Origin of the sequence: Thermococcus barophilus MP (assembly GCF_000151105.2) — an archaeon.
Taxonomy (GTDB): domain Archaea; phylum Methanobacteriota_B; class Thermococci; order Thermococcales; family Thermococcaceae; genus Thermococcus_B; species Thermococcus_B barophilus.
The window spans coordinates 520,718-544,445 of record NC_014804.1 but is presented as its reverse complement, the minus strand read 5'-3'; the positions used below and the strand labels follow the sequence as shown (position 1 = coordinate 544,445).

At 41.4% G+C, this 23,728-nt stretch carries 26 protein-coding genes and 1 tRNA gene; 10 read left to right on the top strand and 17 right to left on the bottom strand.

Going from position 1 to position 23,728, the window contains the following annotated elements; all coding sequences use genetic code 11:
• The first annotated feature begins 3 nt into the window (after positions 1-3).
• Together TERMP_RS03155 and TERMP_RS03150 are read left to right on the top strand one after the other, a co-directional pair.
• On the top strand, positions 4-282 hold the full coding sequence (locus TERMP_RS03155; RefSeq protein ID WP_013466908.1) for a hypothetical protein: 279 nt from the start codon (positions 4-6) through the stop codon (positions 280-282).
• Complete coding sequence (locus TERMP_RS03150) at positions 269-1,000, top strand: hypothetical protein (RefSeq protein WP_048159740.1); 732 nt, start codon at positions 269-271, stop codon at positions 998-1,000. Before TERMP_RS03155 ends, TERMP_RS03150 begins: the two co-directional genes overlap by 14 nt.
• On the opposite strand, the gene TERMP_RS03145 is transcribed toward TERMP_RS03150, so the two are convergent.
• Both TERMP_RS03145 and TERMP_RS03140 read right to left on the bottom strand, forming a co-directional pair.
• Entirely contained in the window at positions 981-2,078 is a 1,098-nt protein-coding gene (locus TERMP_RS03145) for an AAA family ATPase (protein ID WP_373419379.1), read from the bottom strand. The genes TERMP_RS03150 and TERMP_RS03145 overlap by 20 nt on opposite strands.
• A 73-nt stretch (positions 2,079-2,151) precedes the next feature.
• Positions 2,152-4,929, bottom strand: a complete 2,778-nt coding sequence (locus TERMP_RS03140; RefSeq protein WP_013466905.1) for a DEAD/DEAH box helicase — start codon at positions 4,927-4,929, stop codon at positions 2,152-2,154.
• 51 nt (positions 4,930-4,980) lie between these two features.
• On the opposite strand from TERMP_RS03140, the gene mntA reads away from it, so the two are divergent.
• From mntA to TERMP_RS03130, 3 genes are read left to right on the top strand one after another with little or no spacing between them, the layout of a single operon-like run.
• Positions 4,981-5,346, top strand: coding sequence for a type VII toxin-antitoxin system MntA family adenylyltransferase antitoxin (gene mntA, locus TERMP_RS03135; RefSeq protein ID WP_013466904.1), 366 nt, complete (start codon positions 4,981-4,983; stop codon positions 5,344-5,346).
• Entirely contained in the window at positions 5,339-5,491 is a 153-nt protein-coding gene (locus TERMP_RS11515; RefSeq protein WP_013466903.1) for a hypothetical protein, read from the top strand. The genes mntA and TERMP_RS11515 overlap by 8 nt, the downstream gene beginning before the upstream one ends.
• A 10-nt stretch (positions 5,492-5,501) precedes the next feature.
• Positions 5,502-5,753: a DUF86 domain-containing protein gene (locus TERMP_RS03130; RefSeq protein WP_013466902.1), complete on the top strand. Its 252-nt coding sequence runs from the start codon at positions 5,502-5,504 to the stop codon at positions 5,751-5,753.
• Here TERMP_RS03130 and TERMP_RS03125 read toward each other — a convergent pair.
• Both TERMP_RS03125 and mtnA read right to left on the bottom strand, forming a co-directional pair.
• Positions 5,744-6,880, bottom strand: a complete 1,137-nt coding sequence (locus tag TERMP_RS03125) for an iron-containing alcohol dehydrogenase (protein ID WP_013466901.1) — start codon at positions 6,878-6,880, stop codon at positions 5,744-5,746. The two genes, TERMP_RS03130 and TERMP_RS03125, sit on opposite strands and share 10 nt — an antisense overlap.
• A 58-nt stretch (positions 6,881-6,938) precedes the next feature.
• Entirely contained in the window at positions 6,939-8,000 is a 1,062-nt protein-coding gene (mtnA, locus tag TERMP_RS03120) for an S-methyl-5-thioribose-1-phosphate isomerase (RefSeq protein ID WP_013466900.1), read from the bottom strand.
• Between the two features lie 298 nt (positions 8,001-8,298).
• On the opposite strand from mtnA, the gene TERMP_RS03115 reads away from it, so the two are divergent.
• Together TERMP_RS03115 and TERMP_RS03110 are read left to right on the top strand one after the other, a co-directional pair.
• Positions 8,299-9,552: a cell wall-binding repeat-containing protein gene (locus tag TERMP_RS03115; protein ID WP_013466899.1), complete on the top strand. Its 1,254-nt coding sequence runs from the start codon at positions 8,299-8,301 to the stop codon at positions 9,550-9,552.
• Between the two features lie 62 nt (positions 9,553-9,614).
• Positions 9,615-10,130 (top strand): NTPase, encoded by a 516-nt coding sequence (locus TERMP_RS03110; RefSeq protein WP_013466898.1) that lies wholly within the window; start codon positions 9,615-9,617, stop codon positions 10,128-10,130.
• Here the strand turns inward: TERMP_RS03110 and TERMP_RS03105 are convergent.
• Both TERMP_RS03105 and TERMP_RS03100 read right to left on the bottom strand, forming a co-directional pair.
• Positions 10,127-10,843, bottom strand: coding sequence for an ABC transporter ATP-binding protein (locus TERMP_RS03105; RefSeq protein ID WP_013466897.1), 717 nt, complete (start codon positions 10,841-10,843; stop codon positions 10,127-10,129). The genes TERMP_RS03110 and TERMP_RS03105 overlap by 4 nt on opposite strands.
• A complete protein-coding gene (locus TERMP_RS03100) occupies positions 10,836-11,834 on the bottom strand; it encodes a FecCD family ABC transporter permease (RefSeq protein ID WP_013466896.1) in 999 nt (332 codons plus the stop codon). Before TERMP_RS03100 ends, TERMP_RS03105 begins: the two co-directional genes overlap by 8 nt.
• A 98-nt stretch (positions 11,835-11,932) precedes the next feature.
• On the opposite strand from TERMP_RS03100, the gene TERMP_RS03095 reads away from it, so the two are divergent.
• Positions 11,933-13,981: a hypothetical protein gene (locus tag TERMP_RS03095; protein WP_013466895.1), complete on the top strand. Its 2,049-nt coding sequence runs from the start codon at positions 11,933-11,935 to the stop codon at positions 13,979-13,981.
• 60 nt (positions 13,982-14,041) lie between these two features.
• Here TERMP_RS03095 and TERMP_RS03090 read toward each other — a convergent pair.
• Positions 14,042-14,119 (bottom strand) — tRNA-Glu (locus TERMP_RS03090).
• An 88-nt stretch (positions 14,120-14,207) separates the two neighbouring features.
• Between TERMP_RS03090 and trm5b the strand changes: the two genes are divergently transcribed.
• On the top strand, positions 14,208-15,200 hold the full coding sequence (trm5b, locus tag TERMP_RS03085) for a tRNA (guanine(37)-N1)-methyltransferase Trm5b (protein ID WP_013466894.1): 993 nt from the start codon (positions 14,208-14,210) through the stop codon (positions 15,198-15,200).
• Positions 15,201-15,232: 32 nt separating this feature from the next.
• Here the strand turns inward: trm5b and TERMP_RS03080 are convergent, their stop codons facing one another.
• From TERMP_RS03080 to TERMP_RS03035, 10 genes are all read right to left on the bottom strand, one after another.
• The gene (locus TERMP_RS03080) at positions 15,233-15,907 is read right to left on the bottom strand and encodes a nucleotidyltransferase domain-containing protein (RefSeq protein WP_048159739.1); all 675 of its coding nucleotides are present in this window, start codon (positions 15,905-15,907) and stop codon (positions 15,233-15,235) included.
• Positions 15,907-16,374 carry a DUF192 domain-containing protein gene (locus TERMP_RS03075; protein WP_048159738.1) on the bottom strand — a complete coding sequence of 156 codons (468 nt, stop codon included), beginning with the start codon at positions 16,372-16,374 and terminating at the stop codon, positions 15,907-15,909. Before TERMP_RS03075 ends, TERMP_RS03080 begins: the two co-directional genes overlap by 1 nt.
• Before the next feature lie 67 nt (positions 16,375-16,441).
• Positions 16,442-17,008: a 2-oxoacid:ferredoxin oxidoreductase subunit gamma gene (locus TERMP_RS03070; RefSeq protein WP_013466891.1), complete on the bottom strand. Its 567-nt coding sequence runs from the start codon at positions 17,006-17,008 to the stop codon at positions 16,442-16,444.
• Entirely contained in the window at positions 17,005-17,850 is an 846-nt protein-coding gene (locus tag TERMP_RS03065; protein WP_013466890.1) for a 2-oxoacid:ferredoxin oxidoreductase subunit beta, read from the bottom strand. The genes TERMP_RS03070 and TERMP_RS03065 overlap by 4 nt, the downstream gene beginning before the upstream one ends.
• Entirely contained in the window at positions 17,841-19,004 is a 1,164-nt protein-coding gene (locus TERMP_RS03060) for a 2-oxoacid:acceptor oxidoreductase subunit alpha (RefSeq protein ID WP_013466889.1), read from the bottom strand. The genes TERMP_RS03065 and TERMP_RS03060 overlap by 10 nt, the downstream gene beginning before the upstream one ends.
• Entirely contained in the window at positions 19,001-19,513 is a 513-nt protein-coding gene (locus TERMP_RS03055) for a 2-oxoacid:ferredoxin oxidoreductase subunit gamma (RefSeq protein WP_013466888.1), read from the bottom strand. The genes TERMP_RS03060 and TERMP_RS03055 overlap by 4 nt, the downstream gene beginning before the upstream one ends.
• Complete coding sequence (locus tag TERMP_RS03050) at positions 19,503-20,366, bottom strand: 2-oxoacid:ferredoxin oxidoreductase subunit beta (protein WP_013466887.1); 864 nt, start codon at positions 20,364-20,366, stop codon at positions 19,503-19,505. Before TERMP_RS03050 ends, TERMP_RS03055 begins: the two co-directional genes overlap by 11 nt.
• 1 nt (position 20,367) lies before the next feature.
• The gene (locus TERMP_RS03045; RefSeq protein ID WP_013466886.1) at positions 20,368-21,555 is read right to left on the bottom strand and encodes a 2-oxoacid:acceptor oxidoreductase subunit alpha; all 1,188 of its coding nucleotides are present in this window, start codon (positions 21,553-21,555) and stop codon (positions 20,368-20,370) included.
• A gap of 2 nt (positions 21,556-21,557) precedes the next feature.
• A complete protein-coding gene (locus TERMP_RS03040) occupies positions 21,558-21,815 on the bottom strand; it encodes a 2-oxoglutarate ferredoxin oxidoreductase subunit delta (protein ID WP_013466885.1) in 258 nt (85 codons plus the stop codon).
• 220 nt (positions 21,816-22,035) lie between these two features.
• Positions 22,036-23,004, bottom strand: a complete 969-nt coding sequence (locus tag TERMP_RS03035; RefSeq protein ID WP_013466884.1) for an archaeosine biosynthesis radical SAM protein RaSEA — start codon at positions 23,002-23,004, stop codon at positions 22,036-22,038.
• A gap of 116 nt (positions 23,005-23,120) precedes the next feature.
• On the opposite strand from TERMP_RS03035, the gene TERMP_RS03030 reads away from it, so the two are divergent.
• Positions 23,121-23,705, top strand: coding sequence for a DUF996 domain-containing protein (locus tag TERMP_RS03030; RefSeq protein WP_013466883.1), 585 nt, complete (start codon positions 23,121-23,123; stop codon positions 23,703-23,705).
• Positions 23,706-23,728: the final 23 nt, after the last annotated feature.

Here is a 23,728-nt window from a genome sequence, read left to right as displayed (position 1 = left end):
CCCTTGTCACTTCTGCCTTTGGCCGGGATGTTCATATTCGGGGGGAAGAAGAAAGAGGAAGAAGATATATACGCAAAACTCGCAAGAAAGTACGGGCTGACTCGGGACCAGGTACGAAAAATCGGATTCCTTATAGTACGTGGTACGAGAAACATCCCAAAGCTGCTCAAGCGTGTGGATCCCGAACAGGACGAGAAGAGAATCCATAAGGTGCTAGAGGCTGTAAAGCATGTGGATGACACAGGTGAACCCTATATATATAAGGAGCATGGAATCCCGTGACTTCTACCATAAAAACGTAAAGCAAAAGCACCCAGAAGATCTACGCACAATGCTTCTCCATCCATTCCTTGCACTCACACTCTCCCACATTGCCAAGAGTACGTCAAAACATGTCGGACATGCAGTGGGCGACGCATTTGATTCACTAGTGCTCGGTGGAGTAAAGTACGGTGAAATGAAGCAAAATCCCGAAAAAGTAGCAGATGAAATAATATCGGCAGCAAGAGAAAGAGGAATTCCTGTAAAGAACGAAGATAAAGAAAAAATAATAACCGCTATCCAAAAAGCATCGAAAATAGTGGATAAACTAACAGGAGATGTATCTGAAGAGAAACTCGACGCACTCTATCAGGCACTAGCAGAAAAAACGGACGATCCGCTATACATCCTCAAGAGAAACGGCATCGACATTGAGCCAGAACTTGAAGAGTTCCGTCAGTTCCTCGCCGAAATCTCTGGCAGGAAAACAGAGACAGAAGACTTGAAAGTTAGAACACCTAAGACAGGAATTCCTTCAGAAGTCCTCGCTATCGTTAAGGGGCTTGAGTTCGCGGACTTCTCTGAAAACGCTATGCAAAAAGCTGAAAAAGAGCTTCTTGAACTCATTGACGGTCTTTTGGACGACGAGAAGAACGCACTTTGGGTCTTTTACGCGGTGAAGCTCCTCAGGTTGATCCAGCGAAAAGACCTTGGCGGCATCAAAAAGTTCGAGGATTAGAGAAATTGCCTTTAAAACTAAGTACAGCCTTCCTAAGAGGTCTTTCCGGAATCACGTAGAGACCTCTCCTCGGCTTTACCAGCAGACCTGCATCCACAAGGTTCCTGAGCATGTTCTTTATTCTGACCCCTGACAGTCCAGTGGTTGCTTTCACCTCAGCTATTATTTCCTCAGTGGTTACTCCAGTTGATGGCCCTTTCGCAACTCTTTGTAGCGCAACTATGTATCCAGGGGATCTATATATCCTTAAAAAATTCTGCAGATCAAGGGTCCAGAGCCTGATAGCGTATTTCACGGTCTCCTCAAGAGCTTCTGAATGGAATAATCCCCTTGTCCTGAGCTTTCCATAATACGCTAAAAAGCCCGGAACGCCCGAGAGCTCGATAACTGCTTCCTTAAGTTCCTCTAACTCCACGGACGGAAGCCCCAGCTTGAGGTACTCCAGCCCTTCCTCAGTTGACCACCTCGTGATGTTCACCCTCTCCACGTATCTTGCAAAAAACGGTCTTTCGCCGCTTGGGTTTATTACTCGCTCAAGAAGTCCCGGCATTGATCCAGAAAGTATCACCGTAACGTTCTCAAAGGAATCTGAAATCGTCTGGAGGATTCCAAGCATGTTCAGCGGTGTGAACCGTGGGAGAACCTGCGCTTCGTCAAAGACGATAACAGTCTGTTTGCCCGTCCTGTTCAGAAACCTCAAAAGCCCGATAAATGCGTTCTGGAACTCTACTATCCCCCTGGGTCTGATATCCATTCTTAAGATGCCAAAATTCAGGGACGCGGAGTAATCAAGGACTTTTGTTGGAATATTCGTCCGTACGGGAGTCAATTCTAAGTAGCTTATTGCTTCCCTCCCCATTCCAAAGGCCAGGTCATAGTAGAGGTAGTAGAACTCGGAGCCATACTTGTTCAGAAAGACGTTTATGACGCTCGTTTTTCCAACCCTTCTTGGCCCAAGAACTGCCACAAAGTCTCCATCTTGGATTGCATTATATATTCTTCCAACAGCTTCCCTGTGCTTCCTTCCGAACAATTCTTCCTCCTTCCTAACAGGTCTCGTGCTGAACAAAATAAACACCCTTTTATTAGTATCGGGGCGATACTTAATAACTTTTCGGAGTGTCTAAGAGACAGGTTAACAATAGATGTGTTCAGTCTTTTCTCACTTTCCCATCTCTCCCATCCACCCAAAATCTCCTCGTCCTTATAAACTCCCTTTCACGCTCCATCAGAGCAACCAGTAGCGCCTCACCTCTGTACTGGCTCAAAAGTCTGGCTGCAGTATCTGGCCCCGTCCCGTAGCTCGCTAAAGCCAAAACTGCATCGAAGCCGTAACTCTGAACTAAATCGGCTGCCTTTATTAGCTTTCTGTAGGCTCTCTCCTCACTTTTTTCCAGCTTTTTACTCTGTTTGAGTTTTTTAAAAGCTTTGAGGAATTCTTCTGCATCAATTGGATGAGCAACGGCAATCATTCTTGAAGAACACTTGGGACACTCCAGATACTTTAAGCGCTCCCTCAAGCGGGAAACCTTCGTTCTTGAGCTCCAGCCACAGTTTATACACACCAGCATAACTTCAGTATCCAACAACCTTTGTTTGAACAGCTCAAGGATTTCATCTTTTTCAAGCTCTCCGCTAATTAGGAACTCTCCGCCGATGTTTATATTCATCTCTGCTAATGGTGAAGGTTCAGAATTTAAGGTGGTTTTAATTCTAATTATGCCGCTTTTTATTTTGTCCAAAATTTCAGTTGCATTCTCGATGTCGAGCTTGTCATGGAAAAGCTCATTTAGGGTTTCCTTCTCAATTATCGTGCCTTCAAAAAGTCTCTCGATTTTTCTTATTTTAGCTTCTCTCCTCAAAGCGCCAATCCTCTTTGCCACGTTCAGCATTCTCCATCTGTAAATTATGCTCCCCCTTAAGCTTTTTGAAATCACAAAGGGCAAAGCTCTGCCGTCTTGGAGGAGATAACTTTTCACTTCACTCGGATTGAGCTGAAATGGAGTTTTAAACACAATTGCATGGGCTTGCGCTCTCATTGTGAAAACTTTACCATATCTCATTGAGAGAAAACTCCACACAAATCTTCCAATGGCTTCATTAACCTGATTCCCAAAGTCCGCATGGACTACAAGAGCCTTTGGCAGGGATTCAATACCGACATCTCTATCTGTGCTTAAAGGCTCTTGCATTTCGAGAATTTCCTTGGCTTTCCTCAGCTCTTCCTCACTAAATTCAACATCTTTAATAATCCTTTTCGCTCTCTCAAAGTCAAACAGCAACTCCCTTTTCAGTCTTCCAACATCCAAAGCGACTTCTAAAGGAACAGGAATCATCTCACCTTCCCAGCTCGGAATTGCACTCTCAAGGCTTTTGCTCTCTCTCACTTTGAGCAGCTTTGCTTCTTCATCAATACCAAGAAGGATCCAACTTTTGCCATTCATTATGAACTCCGTTCCCTCCTCCAAATCCATGACAAAGCTCTCGTCCAAACGACCTATTATATGCCCGCTTGAAACGTCAAAAACTCTGTAAGATATCTCATCGGGAATTGTTGAGAGATTTTCGTAGTAATAAGCATAAGCTCCTCTCCTCAAGAAGAGAATGCCTTTATCTTCATCACAGCCTATCAGATGAGCCTCTTGCAAGATGTTTAAAACTCCTTCATAATCCTCCCATTTTAAGTTTCTGTATGGGTAAGCTCTCTTGGCAATCTCAAATGGCTTATCCTTTGGTAGATGTTTATATTCAATCAGCAAGCCGACAATGAAGTGAGCTAAGACATCGAGAGCATTTTCGTACGGCTTAACTCTCTCAAGCTTTCCTTCAATAGCTCTTTGAGCTATTATTAGGCTTTCAAGATAATCCTCAACATTAGCCGTGATTATGTAGCCCCTGCTAACTTCTCCCAATCTATGCCTTGCTCTCCCTATGCGCTGAATTAGTCTGTTTACTTGTCTCGGACTCATGTATTGAACGACAACATCCACGTCTCCTATGTCGATGCCGAGCTCCATAGAAGAAGTGCATATCAAAGCTTTGATTTTCCCCTCTTTTAGGAACCTCTCAGCTTGTATCCTCGCTTCTTTTGACAAACTTCCATGATGAACTTCAACTGGTTTGCCCCAAGCTTTTAAGCGATGAGCTAAGATTTCAGCAAACTGCCTTGTATTTGTGAAAATCAAAGCCCGTTTATGCTTCTCCACAATATCCCAGAGAACCCTCAAACGAGTCGCCACATCTACAGGAAGCTTTAACTTTTCAGCAAGCTTTAAATCTCTTTCATCAGGAGAGGGGAAGAGGACTTTTACTGAATACTCCTTTCTGAGTGAAGGCTTTACAATGACATCAGCTTTTAACCACTCCTTTATCTCCTCCTCATTTCCAATTGTGGCGCTTAATCCAATTCTCTGGAATTCCGCAATCTCAGAAAGCCTCTCGAGACCCAAAATTAACTGTACTCCTCTTTTATTGTCAACGAGCTCTGCTATTTCGTCAACAATGACGAATTTGATATTTTTCAAATAAGCTCTGAGCGATTTCATTGTCAAAATAACTCCAAGAGTTTCGGGGGTGATTATCAAAAGGTGTGGAGGGTTTTTTGTCTGCTTTGCTTTTTTATATGCGGAAGTGTCGCCGTGTCTTACTTCAACTCTAATCCCAGTTTTAGCTCCCCACCATTCCAAACGTTCAAGCAGATCCCTGTTCAGAGCTTTGATGGGAGCGATGTAGAGGGCGGAGATTGGTTTTAAACCATTCTTCAAAATTGCATCTAAAACGGGCAGAACAGCAGCTTCAGTTTTTCCGCTTCCCGTGGGAGCAATAATTAAAACACTCTTTCCTGAGCTAATCTCACTAAAAGCTCTAAGCTGGAGTTCATTAAGCCTGCCAAACTTTTCTTCAATGGCTTTTCTAAGGAGGATATGCATGTTAGTGGATAATTAGTAACCTTTATTAATTTTGATACCAATTTGCAACTGATGATTGAGGAAGTTGTCGAGGAATTAAAGCTGTATCCATGGATCATTGCTGTTTATCTCTTTGGTTCTCAGGCTACTGGAAAAGCTAAACCATATTCCGATTATGATATTTGCGTGATAACTGAACCTAAAATAACCAAAGCCCAAAGGCGTGAAATCTTGAGCTTTTCCTCACGAAAGATTGATATTTCAATTTTCTGGGATTTGCCGATATATATCCGCTTCAGAGTTCTTAGTGAAGGAAAGCCGTTGTTCGTTAGAGATGAAAAAAAGCTCCATAGAATAAAAGCAAGAGCATTCAAGGAGTACTGGGATTTTAAACCCCTTTTAGAAAGGCATCTGAAGAGGGTACTGAGCAATGTTTGACATCGAGAGAATTGGAAAGATTATCAGCGATATAGAGAGGTTTCTTAGTGATTTAGATAGCATGGAGATTAAGAACGTTGATGATCTAAGGGATAGAAAAACATTTTATGCCTCTTCAATGCTTATCTTTGTTATTTTAAATTAGGGTAATAGACTTGGGGGAGGAATTAATCCTCGCATATGGGTTGGGAATTCCAAAGACATATAGAGCGATTTTTAAAGAGCTTGGAAAAGCTGGAATCATTGACAAAAATCTTCAAACTGTGCTGGAGAGTCTTGTGTTCTACCGTAATGCTATCGCTCATGAGTACTATGATATTGATGGGGAAGAGATTTTTGAGGTAATAAATTCCCTTGACGCCGTGAGACGATTTGTAAAAAGGGTAAAAGAAATCCTTCAATCATAGAAGGCTCTCTTATACAGCTCCTTTATTTCCTCAATGCTTGGCTCAACTGGGTTGAAGTTTATCAGCGGATCGTGGTAGGCTTTTTCGCTCATTTCGTCAAGCTTTGATAGGAATTCTTCCTCACTTACAAGTTCACTCAGCTTTGGAACTCCAAGCATCTCATTGAACTCTCTGATGACTTCAATCAGCTCTTGAGCAGTGTTAAAGCCCAGCTCTCTTGTTATCTCTGCATAGCGTTTTCTTGCATATTCGCTCCTCATGTTGAACTCCATAACATAGGGCAAGAATATTGCATTTAACAAGCCGTGAGGGGCAATCCAAGCCGCTTTATGGCTTAAGCTGTGGCACAATCCTAAGCGGGCATTAAGAAAAGCTATTCCGGCCATTGTCGCTGCGTAGTGGACATTTTCTCTTGCCTTTTCATCACCTTGAACTGAGAGCGGTAACCACTTGTAGACGAGCTTTATGGCTTTGATCGCCATTGCATCGCTGAAAGGTGTCGCTGCGGTTGTTGTATAAGCTTCAATTCCGTGCACCAGAACATCCAGTCCGCTGTTCCTTGCAACTTCTTTTGGCATTGTCCTCGGCAACCTTGGATCAAGAATTGCAAACTCTGGCGCAATTTCAAAGCTTACCAAGTTGTATTTAATATCTCCTTTTTTAAGAACACTCGCCGCTGAAACCTCACTCCCGGCTCCGCTCGTTGAAGGGATTGCTATTAATGGAGTCTTGAGCTTAGGAATTGGCTTTGGCTTCTCAAAGCGGCTTATGAATGCAACCTCCTCAAACTTAAGCTCTGTGCCATCATAGAAAACCTTAACTGCCTTTGCCACATCTATTACACTTCCTCCGCCTAAGGCAACTATCAAGTCTGGCTGGAACTCTCTGACCTTTGGCATTATACTTTCGACGTATTCATAGCTCGGCTCTGCTGGAACTCCTGTTATTGCTTCAACCTCTGCATTTGCATCTTCCACATAGTTCATTGCCTCATTTAAAAACCCGTGAACTCTCATTGATTTGCTTGAGAATATTAAAACTCTGCTGTGCTTCTTTGCAATGCTCTTTATGTAGCCCAAGCTTCCTTCCCCTAAGACTATCCTCGTCTTTAAGCTGAAGAACTGCATGAGCATCACCGGAATATAAGAAAGATGTTGGGAAAATTAAAGTTTATCCTCCAAATCCTCAAAACAACTTTTTCAAGTTCCTCTCAAATGGAGGATAAACAACGCCTTTGTCTGTTATTACTGCCGTCAGATACTTGTGAGGCGTAATATCAAAAGCTGGGTTGTAGACATCAACGTCTGGTGCTATCTTACAGCCGCCGCATGTCAGCACTTCCTCCCTGCTGCGCTCTTCAATTGGTATCTCCTCGCCGCTCTTAAGGCTCATGTCAATTGTTGATAGCGGTGCAACTGTGAAGAATGGAATCCCGTGCTCCTTAGCTAATACAGCCAAAGTATAAGTTCCAATCTTATTTGCAAAGTCGCCATTTGCAACGATTCTATCGGCACCAACAATTATGGCATCAACTTTTCCCTGCTGCATTACAAAGCCGGCCATATTATCGGCAATGAGCTTGAGTGGAATACCATCATAGTGATACTCCCACGCAGATAAGCGGGCACCCTGCAGAACCGGCCTTGTCTCGTCAACCCACAGTAAGTTGAGCTTTCCTTCTTTGTGCATAACCCTTAAAACGGCACCAACAGTGCCGAGATGAACAGTCGCCAAGCTTCCGGCGTTACAATGAGTTAGTACATTCCCCTCTGGCAGAATTTCGGCTCCAATGTGTCCCATCCTTAGGTTTGCTTCAACATCTTCATCCGCTATTTTCTGAGCTTCCCTGACTATCAAGCGCTTTATTTCAGCTAAGCTGTCTTCTCTGTGTTCTTCGACAAGTTTTTTTATTCTATTGAGAGCCCAGAAAAGGTTCACCGCTGTCGGACGGGTGTTTTTCAGGATCTCATATGCCCTGTAAAATCCATTAAAAAACTCGTCCTTTGTTTCTGCCCTGCTCCTCTCGGCATATAAGGCTAAACCAAAAGCAGCTGCTGCTCCTATAGCTGGAGCACCTCTCACCTGCATTGTCTTTATGGCTTTTGCAACCTGCTCAACAGTGCTTAGAGATATGACCTTAAACTCCCGAGGTAAAAGCCTCTGATCAATGAGGTAAACTTTCTTATCTCTATACTCAACACTCCTTGGGAGCTTGGTAAGTTCCTCTGGCTTGTACTTAAGCTTCATTTCCACCACCTAATGAACTTCTCAAATTTCTGATTTAAGCTTTGTTCTTTATAAATTTAAAAATCAAAGATGTGGCGAATATATCAGAGATTTGCTGTAGCTAACCACTAAAATCCTAAAAACGAACATTATTTTCGAGGTTAAACAATAATAAACGATTAAAAACGGTTGTTAACGATAAAAAGGACAAAAAGAGATATGGGGGCTTTTTTATAAACAAACGTGAATGTTAATTGACGATTTCGTGAAAAAAGCTTAAATACAACGTTTTTAGTAGAAATAAGTGAGGTGAAAGCGCATGATGGGAAGAAAAATACTTGCTCTCTTGTTTGGGTTTTTGGTTTTAGCAAGTGCAGCACCCTTATCAAAGGCTCAGAGTGGAACAGCAACCAGCTTAAATTTAGTAATATTAGTGAGTGATAATGAAGCTGACCATGCTCTGGCTGAGAAAATTGCCGAGTACTTAAATGCATCTGTGGTTGTAACACCGTGGGGAATTTACGACCCAAATGTTACATCGGAGATAGTTGCAAGAGCCCCGGACTTAGTTCTTGTAATCGGAGGTCCTAATGCTGTAGTTGATCAATATCTAAGTGACCTCCAAGATCTTGGAATACCATATGTCAGGAGATGGGGAGCAAACAGATATGAAACCAACCTTGCAGTGCTTCAGTACTTATTTGAAAACTACTCCGAATTGATGAAAAATGTTAAAGTTGTCATCGTTTACGGAGAGGATGTAACGGCAATTAGAAGAGCTGAAAACATAACTGGAAGGACAATCATAATCTATGTGGACGAAGACAATTTTGAAAATCAGACTCAGATACTCAATTTGCTGAACACTACAGCGGTCGTTATAATAAACACTCCATATTCAGAGAACATTACAGAGAGGGTTAGAGAAAGGATCCGTGAAAAGCTTAACGCCAATGTAACTTGTGAAAATACGACCATATCCGCAGAAGATGCCTTGCTTGCTATTCAAATTGCAGAGAACAGAACAGCCCTTGCTGAATCATTAATTGCAAACACCTCTATTCCTGCCGCCGAAAAACTCCTTGAGAGGGCAAAGGATCACCTCCAAGAAGCTAAAGAGGCATATAATGAAACGAAATATGGAAAAGCGTACGGACTTGCCATTGCAGCCAAATCACTTGCAGAGGTTGTCATAAAAATGGGCAGTGAGGAGATGCAGGTAATGATGCACAAAAATGAAACTATGAAGCTCAAGATACAGCTGGAAAAACTTGAAGACATAATTGAGAGACTTGAAGAGCTTGGATTCAATGTAACTGAGGAGAAGAGCCTATTGGAACAAGTAGAACAAGCATATGATAACGGGAACTATGAGTTAGCCAAGCAACTTTTAGCTCAGCTTAGAGATATGATAAAAACAAGGTATCACAGTGAGAAGGAGCTCATAAGGGTAAGATGGGAGGAAAAAGAAAAGCATCATAGAGAAGGCAGGGAGCACAAGGAAGAGAATCATCATGAAGAGGGACATCACGAAGACCACCATAATGAGAGCGGCGAAGAAAACAACAGCTGACACATCTTTGATTTCCACAATTTTTTAATTTTTAAGCAATGTTAAAAGATTCTGGTGATGCCATGAAGATCTTTGTAACGGGAGTGCCTGGAGTAGGAAAAACAACTCTTGTTCTTAAAATTGCAGAAGATCTCAGAAAGAGTGGCTTTAGGATAGGTGGGATGGTCACACAGGAAGTTAGAGAACAAGGGAAAAGAGTTGGATTTAAGATTAGGGCACTTGATACTAATGAAGAGGGCACTTTAGCATGGGTTGGAGAAGGATATCCCAGGGTTGGAAAGTATTTCGTGAATGTTGAAGATTTAGACAAAATAGGAGTTTCTGCAATAAGAAGAGCCATCCGAAATGCAGATGTCATAATAATTGACGAAATTGGTGCGATGGAGTTCAAGAGCAAGGAGTTTGCAAAGGTTATAGAGGAAGCTTTGAGGAGTGAAAAGCCCCTGCTGGCAACTCTGCATAGGAGATGGGTGCATAGATTCAAAAACAAAGGAAAGCTCTATGTCCTAACAGAGGAGAACAGGGAAAAGATAAGGGAAGAAATCTCGCATGAGCTTTTGAAAGCACTAAGTCCTTAGATCTCCACCAGAACTATTGGCTTATTTTCAACCTTAAGTATCTTGGCTTTGACACTGTACACTCTTTCCAGAACTTCCGGTTTGAGGTCTTTAGTATTTCCTTTCCACTCAACCTTCCCTTTGTTCAGCAGAATAATTTCATCAGAGTACTGTAATGCCAAGTTTAGGTCGTGCATAACAGCTATAACTATTTTCTCCTCTTTGATGTCCTTTAGGAGGTTCATTACAAGCAGGGCGTGGTTGATATCCAAGTGAGATGTGGGCTCGTCCAAAAGAATTACCTCGCTTCCCTGGGCCAATGCCCTCGCAATGAGGACAAGCTGGTATTCACCGCCACTTAAGTTCGTCACAAATTCTTTTCTTCTTTCCCACATCCCAACTTTCCTTAGGGCTTCTTTTATATCGCCCCTTGTTGCATATGTGCCCATTTCAACAAACTCTTCAATCGTGAAGGCAAATTCCGGAACGGAGGTTTGAGGAACGTAGGTGATAAACTTTGCCCGTTCTTTAGGTTTTAACTCAATCAAGTTAATGTTATTAAAGTTCACATACCCCTCAGGCTTAAGAATACCCACCATGCACTTTAGCAAAGTGGACTTACCCGCACCGTTGGGGCCAATGATAGCAAGGAGAGAGTTCTTTTGAGCAGAAAACTCCACATCATGGAGGATTCTTCGTGAACCATATGAGAATGAAATATTAACTTCAAGCATAAAGTTCCCCCCTTTTACGCTTCATAAGGAGGTAAATGAAGAAAGGCGCCCCAAACAGAGCCGTTATTATGCCTACAGGTATTTCAGCAGGTTTTAGTACTATCCTTGCCAGTAAGTCTGCAAATACCATTAATGACCCTCCAAAGAGAGCTGCTGCTGGTAAGAGGTTCTTGTGGTTTGGTCCAAACATTAAACGCATGGCATGAGGACTTATAAGTCCAACAAATCCAATTATTCCGCTTGTTGCAACAGCAAACGCTGTAAGCATGGAGATCACAAATATTATAATTTTTCGATAGAAGTTCAAATCCAAGCCGAGTGCTATGCTCTCTTCTCCAAAAAGCAGAAGGTTTAGCTCTTTCCACCTAAGCATCAAAAATGAAAATCCCACAATAGATGAAAAAAGAACAAGCTTGACATCATCCCACGTTGCCCCGTTGAATGTCCCCATGAGCCAGAAAATTGCCATGTGGATTCTTTCTCTTCCAACATAAAGGAGGTACGAGGTTACAGCATGAGCAAAAAACCCAAAGGCGATTCCTGCCAATAAAAGTGTATCCACCGGTATGTGGTCATCAATTTTTGAAATATTGTAAACAATACCAACTGAAATCAAAGCTCCAACAAGGGCAAAAATCCCCATGTGTGTTGGAAAATACAAAGCCGCCAAGGCGGCACCTACAGCAGCTCCACCACTTATTCCTAATATGTAAGGATCGGCAAGAGGATTTTTAAACAGAGCTTGGGAAGCTGTTCCAGCAGAGGCAAGGCTGAGTCCCACAAGATATGCAAGTAGCACACGGGGCATTCTTATCTGAAGTATTATCGTCTCAGTTGTGCCAAGTTTCTTGGGGTCATATACTGCTAATTTTAAATTTTCAAGGGTGAATGTGCTCAAAATCTTAGAAAAAGGCAAATTAACTGATCCAAAAGCTATGCCGGTAAAGATAAGGATGACTGAGGACAACACTAGGGTCATGAATTTTTTCATATTTCCACCTGGATTATTTGTCCATCTTTTTCTTAAAAATCTAACTCAACAAAAGGCTAAATACCATGAAGTCTAAACAATAGTATTGGTGGTGAAAAATGAGGAGGATACATATCTCATTATTTTTGTTGATGATAATGATATTGACTGCCTTGCCTCCTACCCATGCTGAGGTTGTTGCTCTTGTAAAAAATCCACGTCCCCCAGTTATAATTGTTGGGAATCTTTATCCAAAATTCCTTACTGTTTCCCCAAATACTTCCTATACAGTTTATCTTTACGGTATAGATGACGTTGGAATTGTAAAGATGGGAATTTACTATAGGGTAAACAGAGGAAATTGGAAGTGGCTCTATGCTTCAGAAGCTACGGTAAACGAAAATGAGACTATGTATAACATAATAACAAGTAGGTTCTTAACCCAGAAATTCAATTTCACGACATTTTATGGAAAGGCAACTATACCTCCCCAACCTCCGGGAAGTTTAGTCGAATTCAAGGCAGTTATTGAGGACAAAGAGGGAAACATTGTCGAAAGTCCTGTAGGGATATATTTTGTTCCGAATCCCGGGGGCAAAAAGATACTTATAGTTGATCCTTCCCTAAAACTTTGGGGAATGGTTCAAAATCTCAAGGATTTGGATTTGATGGTCAATCTCTCCTTTGAAAGATATCATTATAACATGAGTGACTACAAAGATGTCCTCTCCCTGCTCAGACCTTTTGGTAAGCACTCCGATTTCCTGAGTTTCCACAGCTGGCAATATCTTGCTGATGAATACAACATTGCAGTGATAACTTCCAATGAACTGTCTTCTGCATTAGAGGAGTTCAAGCCAGATGTGATTATTTTATCTAATTTGTGGATGAAAGAGTGGGAAATTTCAAGGAAGGACATAGACAAGCTTCTCAGATATCTTAGAATAAACAATGCTGGACTGATAGTGACTCACGGTACTTTGTATGATGGGACTGTATTTAAAAACAAACTCATAAAGTTAGGTTCGAGTAAACATATTGGAGGATTTGAAGCGTACAAAAACGGCAGTATAGCAACAGCTTTGGGACTTGAGCTTTTACCCTTCATCGAGGAGGTAAAGCTGAAAGCAGTTGAATTGGGAAAGTCTTACTTATCAGAGATACCCTCAATTTTGCCGTTTATACCTTCATCTGCCAAGATCGGAATAAAGAACAGAGAAATCATTAAGAGTACTTCACTTCTTGAATTCACAAATGAGACAAGAACTGCTTTTGGATGGCAATATTTGCTGCCTCCTAAAAGCTTAAAGTTTGCAAAAGATAGGATTCGGAGTTTAAAGCTTGATGTTAAAGATGACATTAAGGAGTTTGCCGAACTTCAAGAGGAGCTTTTTGGGAATTCAAATTATCTAAAAAGCGTATCTGCACTGGATTTCACACTGATTGACAAAATCATTGATTCAAAAATCTTAGACGACAAAATTTCAATTCCTGTTGGTTTTAAAACGCTCAATTTAACTGCATCTCAGGAGATTATCGAAAGAATTAGATTGCTGAAAGCAATAAATCCCGATATCGTTGACATAGTGGCGCTTTCAACTGACTACATGGGAGCAATAATAACAAGAGATCAGAACCATAGAGGAGACGGATTCAGGAGTGCATATGTTTCCTTTGAAATTGAAGCTGGCGGGAGGAAAGAGTTCAAAGTTTTGAAAGACTTGATCGAATGGAGCTCGGAATTTAGACCCATTAAGACATTTGCCCCAATTGTACAAACAGTCATACTTGCAAATGACATTGATTGGGAGATAAAAGGAAAAGAACTCAAGAAATCCTTAGAAAGCTTTGGAGTAATGGTTATTAGAGCAAAACCTCAGGAGTTTGGGAAGCTCAAGAGCTCGAGATTTATAATAATCCTTGGGGGCCCAAAAGCATACGATGGAGTAGGAAAATATGTACAACAAGCACTAAGCTTAGAAGAGCAGGAGAAGATTATCAAAGGGGAGCAAGGAATATTCATTAAAAGAAATGTTTGGACAGAAAAGCAAATTGTGATAATTCTCGCTGGAAAAGACAGAAATCAAACGGGAGAAAAAGTAAGCAAATACTTAAGTGGTGTAAATGAGGAGTACATAGATCTTCTTGCAGAATTCTTTGTAAAGTAAAATTTTGCTTTCGTGTTTTTATTAATATTTCCGAAAGGACAGAAGCAAGCAAAAGAGTTCTGGTGCCCCGGCCGGGATTTGAACCCGGGGCGCGGGCTCGAAAGGCCCGCATGTTTGACCGGGCTACACCACCGGGGCGTCCAATATCTTAAGCCCTAAGTCCATTTAAAAAGTTTTCGTTCACAATTCTTTTAAATTTGCACTTCCCTTCTGAATTTGATGAAAAATGCTTGGAATTAGAGTTCATAAACATGAAGGTGAAAAAGTAAGAAGAAAGCTTATCGAGCTTGATGTTCTGGATAAAAACTACAAAGTTAAGCGAGAGGGGGATTTTCTAATTTTTCCCATAAAAGAGAGAGTTGAAGGATTTGAAATCGTTGAGACAGAATTTGAACCAATTGAAAAGAGACCTCACAGCTATCGGGAAGTTGTAGATGTTCCTGACTATCTAAGATCTCTTCTTCCCTCTTCCTTTGATATAATTGGAGATATAGCAGTAATTGAACTCTCAGAGGAACTTATGGAGTATGGGAAACAAATTGGAGAGGCAATTTTAAAAGTTCACAAGCATATAAAAGCTGTTTTCGCAAAAGGAAGCGCAGTTTCTGGAGAGTTTAGGATTAGACAGCTCATCCATTTAGCGGGGGAAAAGAGGACAGAGACATTGCATAGAGAAAATGGAATAAAGCTTAAGCTGGATGTTGCAAAGGTTTATTTCTCCCCTCGCTTAGCAACAGAAAGAATGAGAATCTTTAAAAAAGCTAAAGAAGGAGAAATAGTTTTCGATATGTTTGCTGGTGTTGGTCCTTATTCAATTTTGCTTGCAAAAAAAGTTAGGCTCGTCTTTGCATGCGACATAAATCCCTGGGCGGTAAAATATTTAGAAGAAAATAAGAGACTGAATAAAACGCCCAATGTAATTCCAATCTTGGGAGACGTCAGAAAAGTTGCTGGTCAGATTAAAGCCGATAGAGTCATCATGAACCTTCCAAAGTTCGCACATGAATTTTTAAGAGAGGCTATGCTGAGTGTAAAGAGCGGAGGAATAATTCACTATTATGGGTTTTCTCATGAAGATGACTTGTTTGGGAAACATGAGGAAAAAATCAAGACTGTTGCGAGAGAGCTCGGGAAGAAAGTCAAATTCTTGGAAAGAAGGAAGGTTAGACCTTATGCCCCCTACCAATATAACATCGCTATTGACTTTAGGGTGTTCTAACGTAAAATGTCAATTGCTCTAAGGGAAGAGGCCTAAAGGATCTTTTTAATCCTATCAATCCTTGCTTCTATAAACCTCGTCAGGAATCCTTCATCGAACTTGAGCTTTCTCCCATTCAGGTAAGCTCTGTATACCTCGAGAGCTTCTTCATCCCGAATTTTCTCAAGAGCATTTACAATATCCTTCTTCCTGAGGCTTTTTGCTCCATTAATTAGGGCTAAAAGTCTTGCGGTTTCTCCAGCTAATATATGCATCAGCTTTGGATTCCTCTTAGATCTCTCGATCAGCTTTAAAATTCGCTCTATTCTCCAGCTCAAAAGATTCTCAAATTTATATTTTGGTAGGATATTAGCTATATCCTTGCCGTAAACGACGATGTGATTTTCAAGAAAATCTTCTTGATAGATGGTCAAAAACTTGAAAGGAACTCCTCTTCTCAGTGGATCGCTTATATTCTCCAGATATTCCCACGCTAAGTCAACTTCAACGGCATTGATTTCTTTGGTGCAATCCTCCAAGACTTGCCTAAGCTTTGGAATAATTGACTCATCTTTTATTATTACTGCAAAAAAGTCCAAATCGCTTACATTTTCGAGAAAATCTCCCCTTACAAATGAACCATAGAGGATTAGGGAATAAAGCTCATTTTTGAGCTCATCATCCTGGATGATCCGCTTTTTAATGCACTCTAAAAACTCCATAAACATCACGGCTCTTTAAGCTTTGGCTTCGGCTCAGCTAAGCTTATCGTTCCGTTAATTTTCTTAAATGACACTCCATTAATAACATTGCTTGGTGAGGGTACAGCTTTTTCCTTTTCATCCTCCACTATCCAGCTTAGTTTATCTCCTATTGCCACATCAAGAGCTTTGATAATTCCGTGGGGTCCCTCAATAATGTATTTTGCAGCTTCCCTGGGGATGTAAACACGCCATGGCTTGGCTTTTTTGAAATCTACAACCTCTCTTGCCGAGTTTAGAAATATAACATCAATGCTCTGAAGCATGAAAAACATATGTATTGAAGCATTTGCCCTTGTTTCGGCTGGCAGAATGAACACAAGGGCATAATTGACATTAGGAGTAAGCATTAAACCTTTAAACCTTTTAAAAAAAGTGTCCGCCAATTTGACTTTTCCGTGCCACATCTTGTTCTTAGTTTCGTTGATTAGCATGTTCAATAATTAAAAGTCATGGTTGATAAAGTTTCCGTGGGACAAAAACTTAAGAAAAAACAGAAAATTAAAGCTCGCCTTTTAGAGCTTTTTCTCCAAGCTCAAACCCCTTGTGGAGAGCTTTCAGGTTTATCTGCTCTGTTCCTTTTGGAACAGCATCCAAGACAGCTTTTTCTATTGCTTCTCTGCTTACAATTTCAGTTAATGCAACAAATAATCCCAATGCCAAAATGTTCATCGTTAAGCTCAGTCCTGTTGTTTCTTCAGCAATTTTAGTAAGTGGCAAAGCATAAACTTTGAGCTTCAATTTTTTCTCGACTTCTTCATTTCTGTGTGGTATCAAATCCTTCTCGATGATTAATATGGCATTTTCCTTTAGATGAGTGAGGTATTTTTGGTAGGCTTCTTGTGATAAGAAAACTGCATAATCTGGACGTAAAGTTTTTGGATAGTCAATTGGTTCATCACTTATAACAACTTCAGCCTTGCTTGCCCCACCTCTTGACTCGGGACCATAAGACTGAGTTTGAACAGCGTAAAGACCTTCATAAACTGCTGCAGCTCTCCCGAGAATTACACTTGCCAAGATGACACCCTGACCACCAAAACCGCTGATGAGGACTTCTTTCCTCATTCTTCCCACCCCATCATCTTCTTTGCCCTTTTCTTGTACGCTTCGTATTCCTCATCCAAGCTCGGCCTGTCCCTGTCAACAAACTCACCAATAATAATCTTACCTTTAAGCTCCTCTGGGCTCATGTTCTTTGCTTTGCTTATTGGCACTGTAATCTTGTTGTACCACTTTATCAGCTCGGGGGCAGTTTTCATTCTGTTTCTCCTTCCGAAGCTGATTGGGCAGGGTGAAAGGAACTCAACTAAGCTGAAACCTTTCTTTTGTAAAGCTTTCTTTATGCTGTTTATACCCTGAAGATAGTTAAAGACAGTCCATCTTGCGACATAGTTTGCCCCAGCGGCAACAGCAAGTTCAGCAATGTCAAATGGATTTTCAAAGCTTCCGTATGGTGCCGTGGTTCCTCTAAGTCCTTTAAGTGTAGTTGGCGCTACTTGTCCTCCCGTCATTCCATATGTGAAGTTGTTGATGAGTATTACAGTGACATCCAAATTTCTCCTGATTGCATGAATGAAGTGGTTTCCGCCAATTGCTGCTGTGTCTCCATCTCCCATAAATGCTATGACCTTCAAATCTGGATTTGCCATCTTTATTCCAGTGGCAAAGGCTAAAGCTCTTCCGTGAGTTGTGTGCAGACCATCAAAGTCCACAAATCCTGGAACTCTTGACGAACATCCAATTCCGCTCACCCAAACTACATCATCTTTACTCCAACCGAGCTCATCGATTGCCCTCAGTGTGTATTGTAAAACTGAACCAATACCACAGCCAGGACAGAAAATCGTTGGGAGCATGTCCTTTCTTAGATATTTGTCCCTAATTTCATAGCTGAGCTTCAGATACATTTCTCACACCTCTTAACGGCTTTAACAATCTCCTGAGGTGTATGAACTTCTCCACCAATCTTCGGAATAAGCTCAACTCTCGCTTTTCCATTTGCTCCTTCTTTGACAAGATGGTACACCTGCCCGAGGTTCATCTCCGGAACGTAAATTGCATTTACCTGCTCTGCTATCTTTTCGATCATCTCAAAGTCAAAAGGCCATACAACGTTGAGCTTAAGCAAGCCTGCCTTAATTCCCTCACTGCGGAGCATCTTTACAGCCCTAATTGCAGAACGAGCAACGATTCCATAGCTTATTATTGCTACTTCAGCATCATCAAGATCAAAAGTTTCATAATCGATGATATCTTTTTTGTTCTTTTCAATCTTGTTTACAATTCTTTCAATAAGCTTGCGGTGAATTTCCGCATCTACTGTCTTTGGTCTTCCTTTCTCATCATGGGTAAGTCCAGTAACATAGGTGCGGTATCCTTTTCCAAAGATTGGCATTGGAGGTATTAAATCACCGTGAATATCACCAAATGGATACTTTGCTTCCTCTTCATTTGCGGGTAACTTGCGGTAAATGAGTTCTATATCTTCTGGATTTGGTATGTCAACTTTTTCACGCATGTGTCCAACTTCAGCATCTGTAAGAAGAATAACAGGTGTTCTGTACTTTTCAGCCAAGTTGAATGCCCTAATGGTCATATCAAAAGCTTCCTGAACGGTTGCAGGGGTTAACACTATTAAGCTGTGGTCTCCGTGAGTTCCCCAAATTGCCTGCATAACATCACCTTGAGCTGCTAAAGTGGGCTGCCCCGTCGAGGGGCCACTCCTCTGAACGTCAACAACAACTATAGGTGTTTCAGTCATAATGGCATAACCCAAGTTTTCCATCATCAAACTAAATCCTGGACCACTTGTGGCAGTCATAGCTTTAGCTCCAACCCATGAGGCACCAATAATAGCAGCAATGCTTGCTAATTCATCTTCCATTTGAATAGATACACCATCGACAAGGGGCATGTAGAGAGCCATTGCTTCAAAAATCTCGCTTGCTGGAGTTATTGGATAACCTGCATAAAATCTACACCCCGCTAAAATTGCAGCCCTTGCTATAGCTTCATCACCTTGTATAAAATCACTTTTGCCAACGGGAAATGGATATTTCATCTTGATCCCTCCTCATAACCAACCCTAAAGGCTTTCAAATTAATATCTTCGGTTCCTTTTGGAACTCTCCTCCTTATAGCCTCTTCAACACTCTCTTTCTTAACAACTCCAGTTTTGGCAACCAAATAACCAAGAGCTACCATATTGACTGTCAAGGCCAGCCCTGTTTTTTCCTCCGCCAATCTTGTAAAAGGAGCCCCAATAAACTCTCTATCCGGCTTAACTAAATCCGTGTCAATTATTAAAAGCCCATCTTTTCTAAGTGAGTCTTTTGTAGTATCATAGCCAAGCTGAGCCAAAGCCACAAGAACATCAGCCTTAGTGACAATCAAGTCGTAGATTGGTTCCTTTGAAATGATAACATCAGCTATTGAGTGTCCACCTCTTGAAGCTGAGCTGTAATCCTGAGTCTGAACAACATTTAGTCCTTCAATTGCAGCGGCTTCACCCAAGATTACACCTGCCAAAACAACACCCTGCCCACCTATACCGGCAAGTCTAATCTGCATCTTCATCACCCAGACCAAAGTGCTCGGCAACTTCATCAATCAGTTTGTTAAGCTCTTCCGTGAATTCTGGCCTTTGTCTGTTAACAAATTCCCCGATTACAAATTTTCCTTCTAATTCTTCCTTGCTCATGTTCTTTGCCTTGCTTATTGGTATGGAGTTCCTGAGGAACCATCTGAGCATCTCAGCCGGTTCTTTCATCTTATTCCTCCTTCCAAACTGAACTGGACACTGTGAGATGACCTCAACAAGTGAGAAGCCCTTCACTTGGAGAGCTCTCTTTATGCTCTCAATGAGCTGGTAAACGTGAGCAGTTGTCCACCTTGCAACATAACTCGCTCCAGCTTCAGCCACAACTTCGGCTATGTTCAAAGGATGCTCTATGTTTCTGTAGGGTGTTGTTGTCGTTTTGGCACCAAAAGGTGTTGTTGGAGCCACTTGACCGCCAGTCATTCCGTAAATGAAGTTGTTCACCAAGATGACTGTTATGTCAATATTTCTTCTCGCCGCGTGGATGAGATGATTTCCACCAATTCCAGCTAAATCGCCATCTCCGCTAATCACGACGACCTTTTTGTCTGGCAGACCAACCTTAACACCTGTTGCAAAGGCTATTGCCCTTCCGTGGGTTGTGTGAAGGGTGTCAGCTAAGAAGTACGGTGACGCAATCCAGGCTGAACAACCAATTCCACTCACAACAACCAAATCCCTTGGGTCAATCTTGAGCTGGTCAATTGCATTTGCAAAGGCATTGAGAACAGTGCCACCACCACAGCCGGGGCATAAAGCTGTCGGCAAAGCCTCTTTTCTCAGATATTTTGCCATTTTATATTTGGTGTAAATCTCCTTAGCCATCTCACACACCCCTTATCTCGCGGAGAATTTCTTCAACCGTTAAAGGAATTCCACCGATCTTGTTAACCCCTTTTAGAATTACGTCATCGTTCACATAGCGCTGCACTTCAAGGATCAGCTGCCCAAGGTTCATCTCTGGGACGATAATTGCTCTGACCTTCTTTGCAAGATCCTTAACCTTTTTACCTGGGAACGGATGTACGGTCTTTGGAATGAAGAGCCCAACTTTTATGCCCTCCTCTCTTGCCTTGAGAACAGCACCAAGAGAGGGACGAGCTGAAACTCCCCAGCTTATTACGAGGATTTCCATATCATCGGTGAAATACTCTTCCCACTTTTCTATCTCCTTTTCGTGCTTCTCAATCTTCTTGTGCAAGCGGTTTACAAGTTTTATGTGAACCTCTGGAGTGTAAACATCCCTCAAACCTGTCTCTTTGTGAGTTGAGCCTGTTACATGAGTGAAGTAACCGTGACCAAAGAGAGGCATCGGCGGAACAAGAGAACCATCAACATCACCAAATGGATATTTAGCCTCTTCCTCATCTTTGGGGAGCTTTCTGTAAACTATCTCAACTTCCTCCGGATCTGGAATTCTTATCTGCTCTCTTGTATGCCCAATTATACCATCAGCAAGCAGAATAACCGGAATCCTAAGCTTTTCGGATATGTTAAATGCTCTTATCGTTTCCCAGAACGAGTCTTCAACGCTTATTGGTGAAATAGCAACAATTGGATGGTCCCCATGAGTTCCCCATCTTGCTTGGAAAAAGTCCCCCTGGGCGCCTTTTGTTGCTTGTCCAGTTGACGGGCCGCTTCTCTGGACGTCAACTACAACTATTGGAGTTTCAGTCATAATAGCATAGCCCAGATTTTCCTGCATCAGGCTGAATCCCGGACCACTTGTAGCAGTCATTGATTTTAAACCTGTCCAAGAAGCACCAATGATAGCAGCAATACTCCCAATCTCATCCTCCATTTGGATGTAGTAACCCTTAACTTTTGGCAATTCTCTTGCCATTGTCTCGGCAATTTCACTTGCTGGTGTTATTGGATAGCCCGCATAGAATCTACAGCCTGCAAAGATCGCTCCATACGCTATTGCCTCATCACCTTGCATGAAATAGTTTCCCTTAGGGTAAAGCTTTCTTAAAAGTCTAATCTGCTCTGGTTCATCACCCTGAATAATCATAGCTACCACCTAACGGCTATGGCGAAATCTGGACACAAGAGTTCACAGAGCTTGCATTTAACGCATTTATCAGCGTGAACTGGAACAGGATAATGAACACCTTTTTCGCTCAGCTCTTTGCTCCATTCAAAGACTTTTCTTGGGCAAAGTTCAACACAGATCCCGCAGCCTTTGCAAAGAAAAGTATCGACGTCAATTTCCACCTGGTCAGTTTTTCCTATGGTGAGATAGCCCTCCGTCTTAATTTCGACATCTGCCATAATCATCACCTGCAAATTGCTCAAAGTTTTTACGTATGTAAAACATTTAAAGCTTTCGAAAACCAAAAGTGTGATATCGCCCAAAGTAAAGATTACATATCTTTGTGCATTAAAAAGAGAGTTTCAAGAGTTTATTCAACAGTTTTGACAATGCAAATGAACACTTTTTTAGAAGATTTTGCCATAAATTATGTTTACAAATGTAAAAACATGGTGAAGTTTAATAAGTGAGTAACTGCCAGTCTAAGAGCCCCTCCTGAACTATATATTCCCACTCCGCTATGCATTCATGCTCGAGATTCTCAAGATATTTGAGTTCTTGGGTTGTTGAAAACTTCCTTATTGCATCGGCAATCATCTTATCACACTTCCCGCAATTATGAGGGCCTCTTTTTGAGCCGGCTCCTACTGGATCGCTGAGGATTCTTTTTTCCGGAAATGTCATTTTTGCCCATTTTAATATTTTGACAACACTCCACAGCCAAGGAGGTCTGTATTCCCGTTTTTCCCAGAGTCTTTCATAAACTGTACCCTTTTGTATGTTTGTGATGTTTATGGAAAATGTATCAGTATAAGGGGCGGCTTTTTTTATGCTCTCTTTTACATCTTCAATCCCGTCTCTCTCGCTTAAGAAAATTGGCTTTAGGAGGAGATATGTTTTAACCTTCGCACCAGCACTTCTTATTTCTTCACTGGCATTGACAAATTGTTCAAAAGTATTGCCCTTGTTTATACATACATCCGCTATATCATTGTTTGCGGTCTCAAGCCCAATTGCAATTTCAAAGTGCCTGTCTTCGGCAATATCTGCAAGTTCCTTAACGGCATTGTATCTCACAAGCTCCGATCTTGATTCAATCACAATTTCCTTGATATTATCATACCCAGCCAAAAGTTTGAAAATCTTTTTTCTCGTCTCTGGTTTAAGCTCACCGTCGTCAAGAAATGAACCAGAAGTAAAGATTCTCACGGCAACTCTCTCTTTATCTTCAATTTTTTTAAGAGCCTTTTTCACATATTCAACTATTTCCTCCTGATTCCACGGCATCTTTGGTGCAGATGCAGGATATGAGCACATGTAGCAGGCTTGCCCTATTCTGTAACGATAGCAACCAATAGTTGGTAGGATTATGAACAATGCAACCCCTTTTCTTCCAGCAACGTTGTCTTCACTTGTCCAATAACTCATTTTCTCACCTACCAAGGCATCGAGGCTTGGGTTTTTAAAGTTGCTGTGATTATTTTCAACTTAAAAAAGAGAAAAGATTATATCTACAAATTTAGTAATTTATCCAGGTGATCGTCATGACACTGAGTCAAGCCAAGATGTATGGAGGAATTGGCGCGATTTTAGCATTAGTAGGTGGTGTAGTTCCAAGGCTGGGCAGTGCCCTAAGCATAGTCGGCATTGTACTTATTCTCTTAGCTGTGAAAGAAATTTCGAATGAAACCGGCGATGAAGCAATTTTCAAGAACTACCTCATCTCATTCATTCTCCAGATCGGTGCGTTTCTTGCGTTAATAATCGCCATCATAGCAGTTCTTGGAACATCGATAATAGCAATGGGCGGTCCAAGAGCATTTGAGCATGAAATGCAGAATTTTGGAGCAATAATGGCAATCATAGGGAGCATTCTTGTGGGCTTTGTAATTTTCTGGATTATGTTTTCGCTTGGTTCTTACTACCTCAAGAAAAGCTATGAGCTGATAGCTGAACATACAGATGTAGATCTCTTTAAAACGACAGGATTACTCTATTTCATAGGAGCTCTGACTGCAATAATACTCATTGGGCTATTGATAATTTTTGTAGCGAGAATCCTTGAAATTGTGGCTTACTTCTCTCTTCCAGAAGAGTTGCCATCCAAGCAGAACTCAGTAATAGTCTGAACAGTTTTTATTTTTCTACCACA

Coding starts and splice junctions, on each gene's coding strand:
- TERMP_RS03075 (WP_048159738.1), bottom strand. CDS start 16,374: ATGCTAATCAACGAAACTAAGAACAAGATGTGGCACGGAAAAGTCAAA.
- TERMP_RS03055 (WP_013466888.1), bottom strand. CDS start 19,513: ATGCAGATTAGACTTGCCGGTATAGGTGGGCAGGGTGTTGTTTTGGCA.
- TERMP_RS03080 (WP_048159739.1), bottom strand. CDS start 15,907: ATGTTTATGGAGTTTTTAGAGTGCATTAAAAAGCGGATCATCCAGGAT.
- TERMP_RS03100 (WP_013466896.1), bottom strand. CDS start 11,834: ATGAAAAAATTCATGACCCTAGTGTTGTCCTCAGTCATCCTTATCTTT.
- TERMP_RS03105 (WP_013466897.1), bottom strand. CDS start 10,843: ATGCTTGAAGTTAATATTTCATTCTCATATGGTTCACGAAGAATCCTC.
- TERMP_RS03110 (WP_013466898.1), top strand. CDS start 9,615: ATGAAGATCTTTGTAACGGGAGTGCCTGGAGTAGGAAAAACAACTCTT.
- TERMP_RS03115 (WP_013466899.1), top strand. CDS start 8,299: ATGATGGGAAGAAAAATACTTGCTCTCTTGTTTGGGTTTTTGGTTTTA.
- TERMP_RS11515 (WP_013466903.1), top strand. CDS start 5,339: ATGTTTGACATCGAGAGAATTGGAAAGATTATCAGCGATATAGAGAGG.
- TERMP_RS03150 (WP_048159740.1), top strand. CDS start 269: ATGGAATCCCGTGACTTCTACCATAAAAACGTAAAGCAAAAGCACCCA.
- TERMP_RS03065 (WP_013466890.1), bottom strand. CDS start 17,850: ATGTATCTGAAGCTCAGCTATGAAATTAGGGACAAATATCTAAGAAAG.
- mtnA (WP_013466900.1), bottom strand. CDS start 8,000: ATGAAGCTTAAGTACAAGCCAGAGGAACTTACCAAGCTCCCAAGGAGT.
- TERMP_RS03050 (WP_013466887.1), bottom strand. CDS start 20,366: ATGGCTAAGGAGATTTACACCAAATATAAAATGGCAAAATATCTGAGA.
- TERMP_RS03095 (WP_013466895.1), top strand. CDS start 11,933: ATGAGGAGGATACATATCTCATTATTTTTGTTGATGATAATGATATTG.
- trm5b (WP_013466894.1), top strand. CDS start 14,208: ATGCTTGGAATTAGAGTTCATAAACATGAAGGTGAAAAAGTAAGAAGA.
- TERMP_RS03060 (WP_013466889.1), bottom strand. CDS start 19,004: ATGAAATATCCATTTCCCGTTGGCAAAAGTGATTTTATACAAGGTGAT.
- TERMP_RS03125 (WP_013466901.1), bottom strand. CDS start 6,880: ATGCAGTTCTTCAGCTTAAAGACGAGGATAGTCTTAGGGGAAGGAAGC.
- mntA (WP_013466904.1), top strand. CDS start 4,981: ATGATTGAGGAAGTTGTCGAGGAATTAAAGCTGTATCCATGGATCATT.
- TERMP_RS03070 (WP_013466891.1), bottom strand. CDS start 17,008: ATGAGGAAAGAAGTCCTCATCAGCGGTTTTGGTGGTCAGGGTGTCATC.
- TERMP_RS03140 (WP_013466905.1), bottom strand. CDS start 4,929: ATGCATATCCTCCTTAGAAAAGCCATTGAAGAAAAGTTTGGCAGGCTT.
- TERMP_RS03045 (WP_013466886.1), bottom strand. CDS start 21,555: ATGATTATTCAGGGTGATGAACCAGAGCAGATTAGACTTTTAAGAAAG.
- TERMP_RS03035 (WP_013466884.1), bottom strand. CDS start 23,004: ATGAGTTATTGGACAAGTGAAGACAACGTTGCTGGAAGAAAAGGGGTT.
- TERMP_RS03030 (WP_013466883.1), top strand. CDS start 23,121: ATGACACTGAGTCAAGCCAAGATGTATGGAGGAATTGGCGCGATTTTA.
- TERMP_RS03040 (WP_013466885.1), bottom strand. CDS start 21,815: ATGGCAGATGTCGAAATTAAGACGGAGGGCTATCTCACCATAGGAAAA.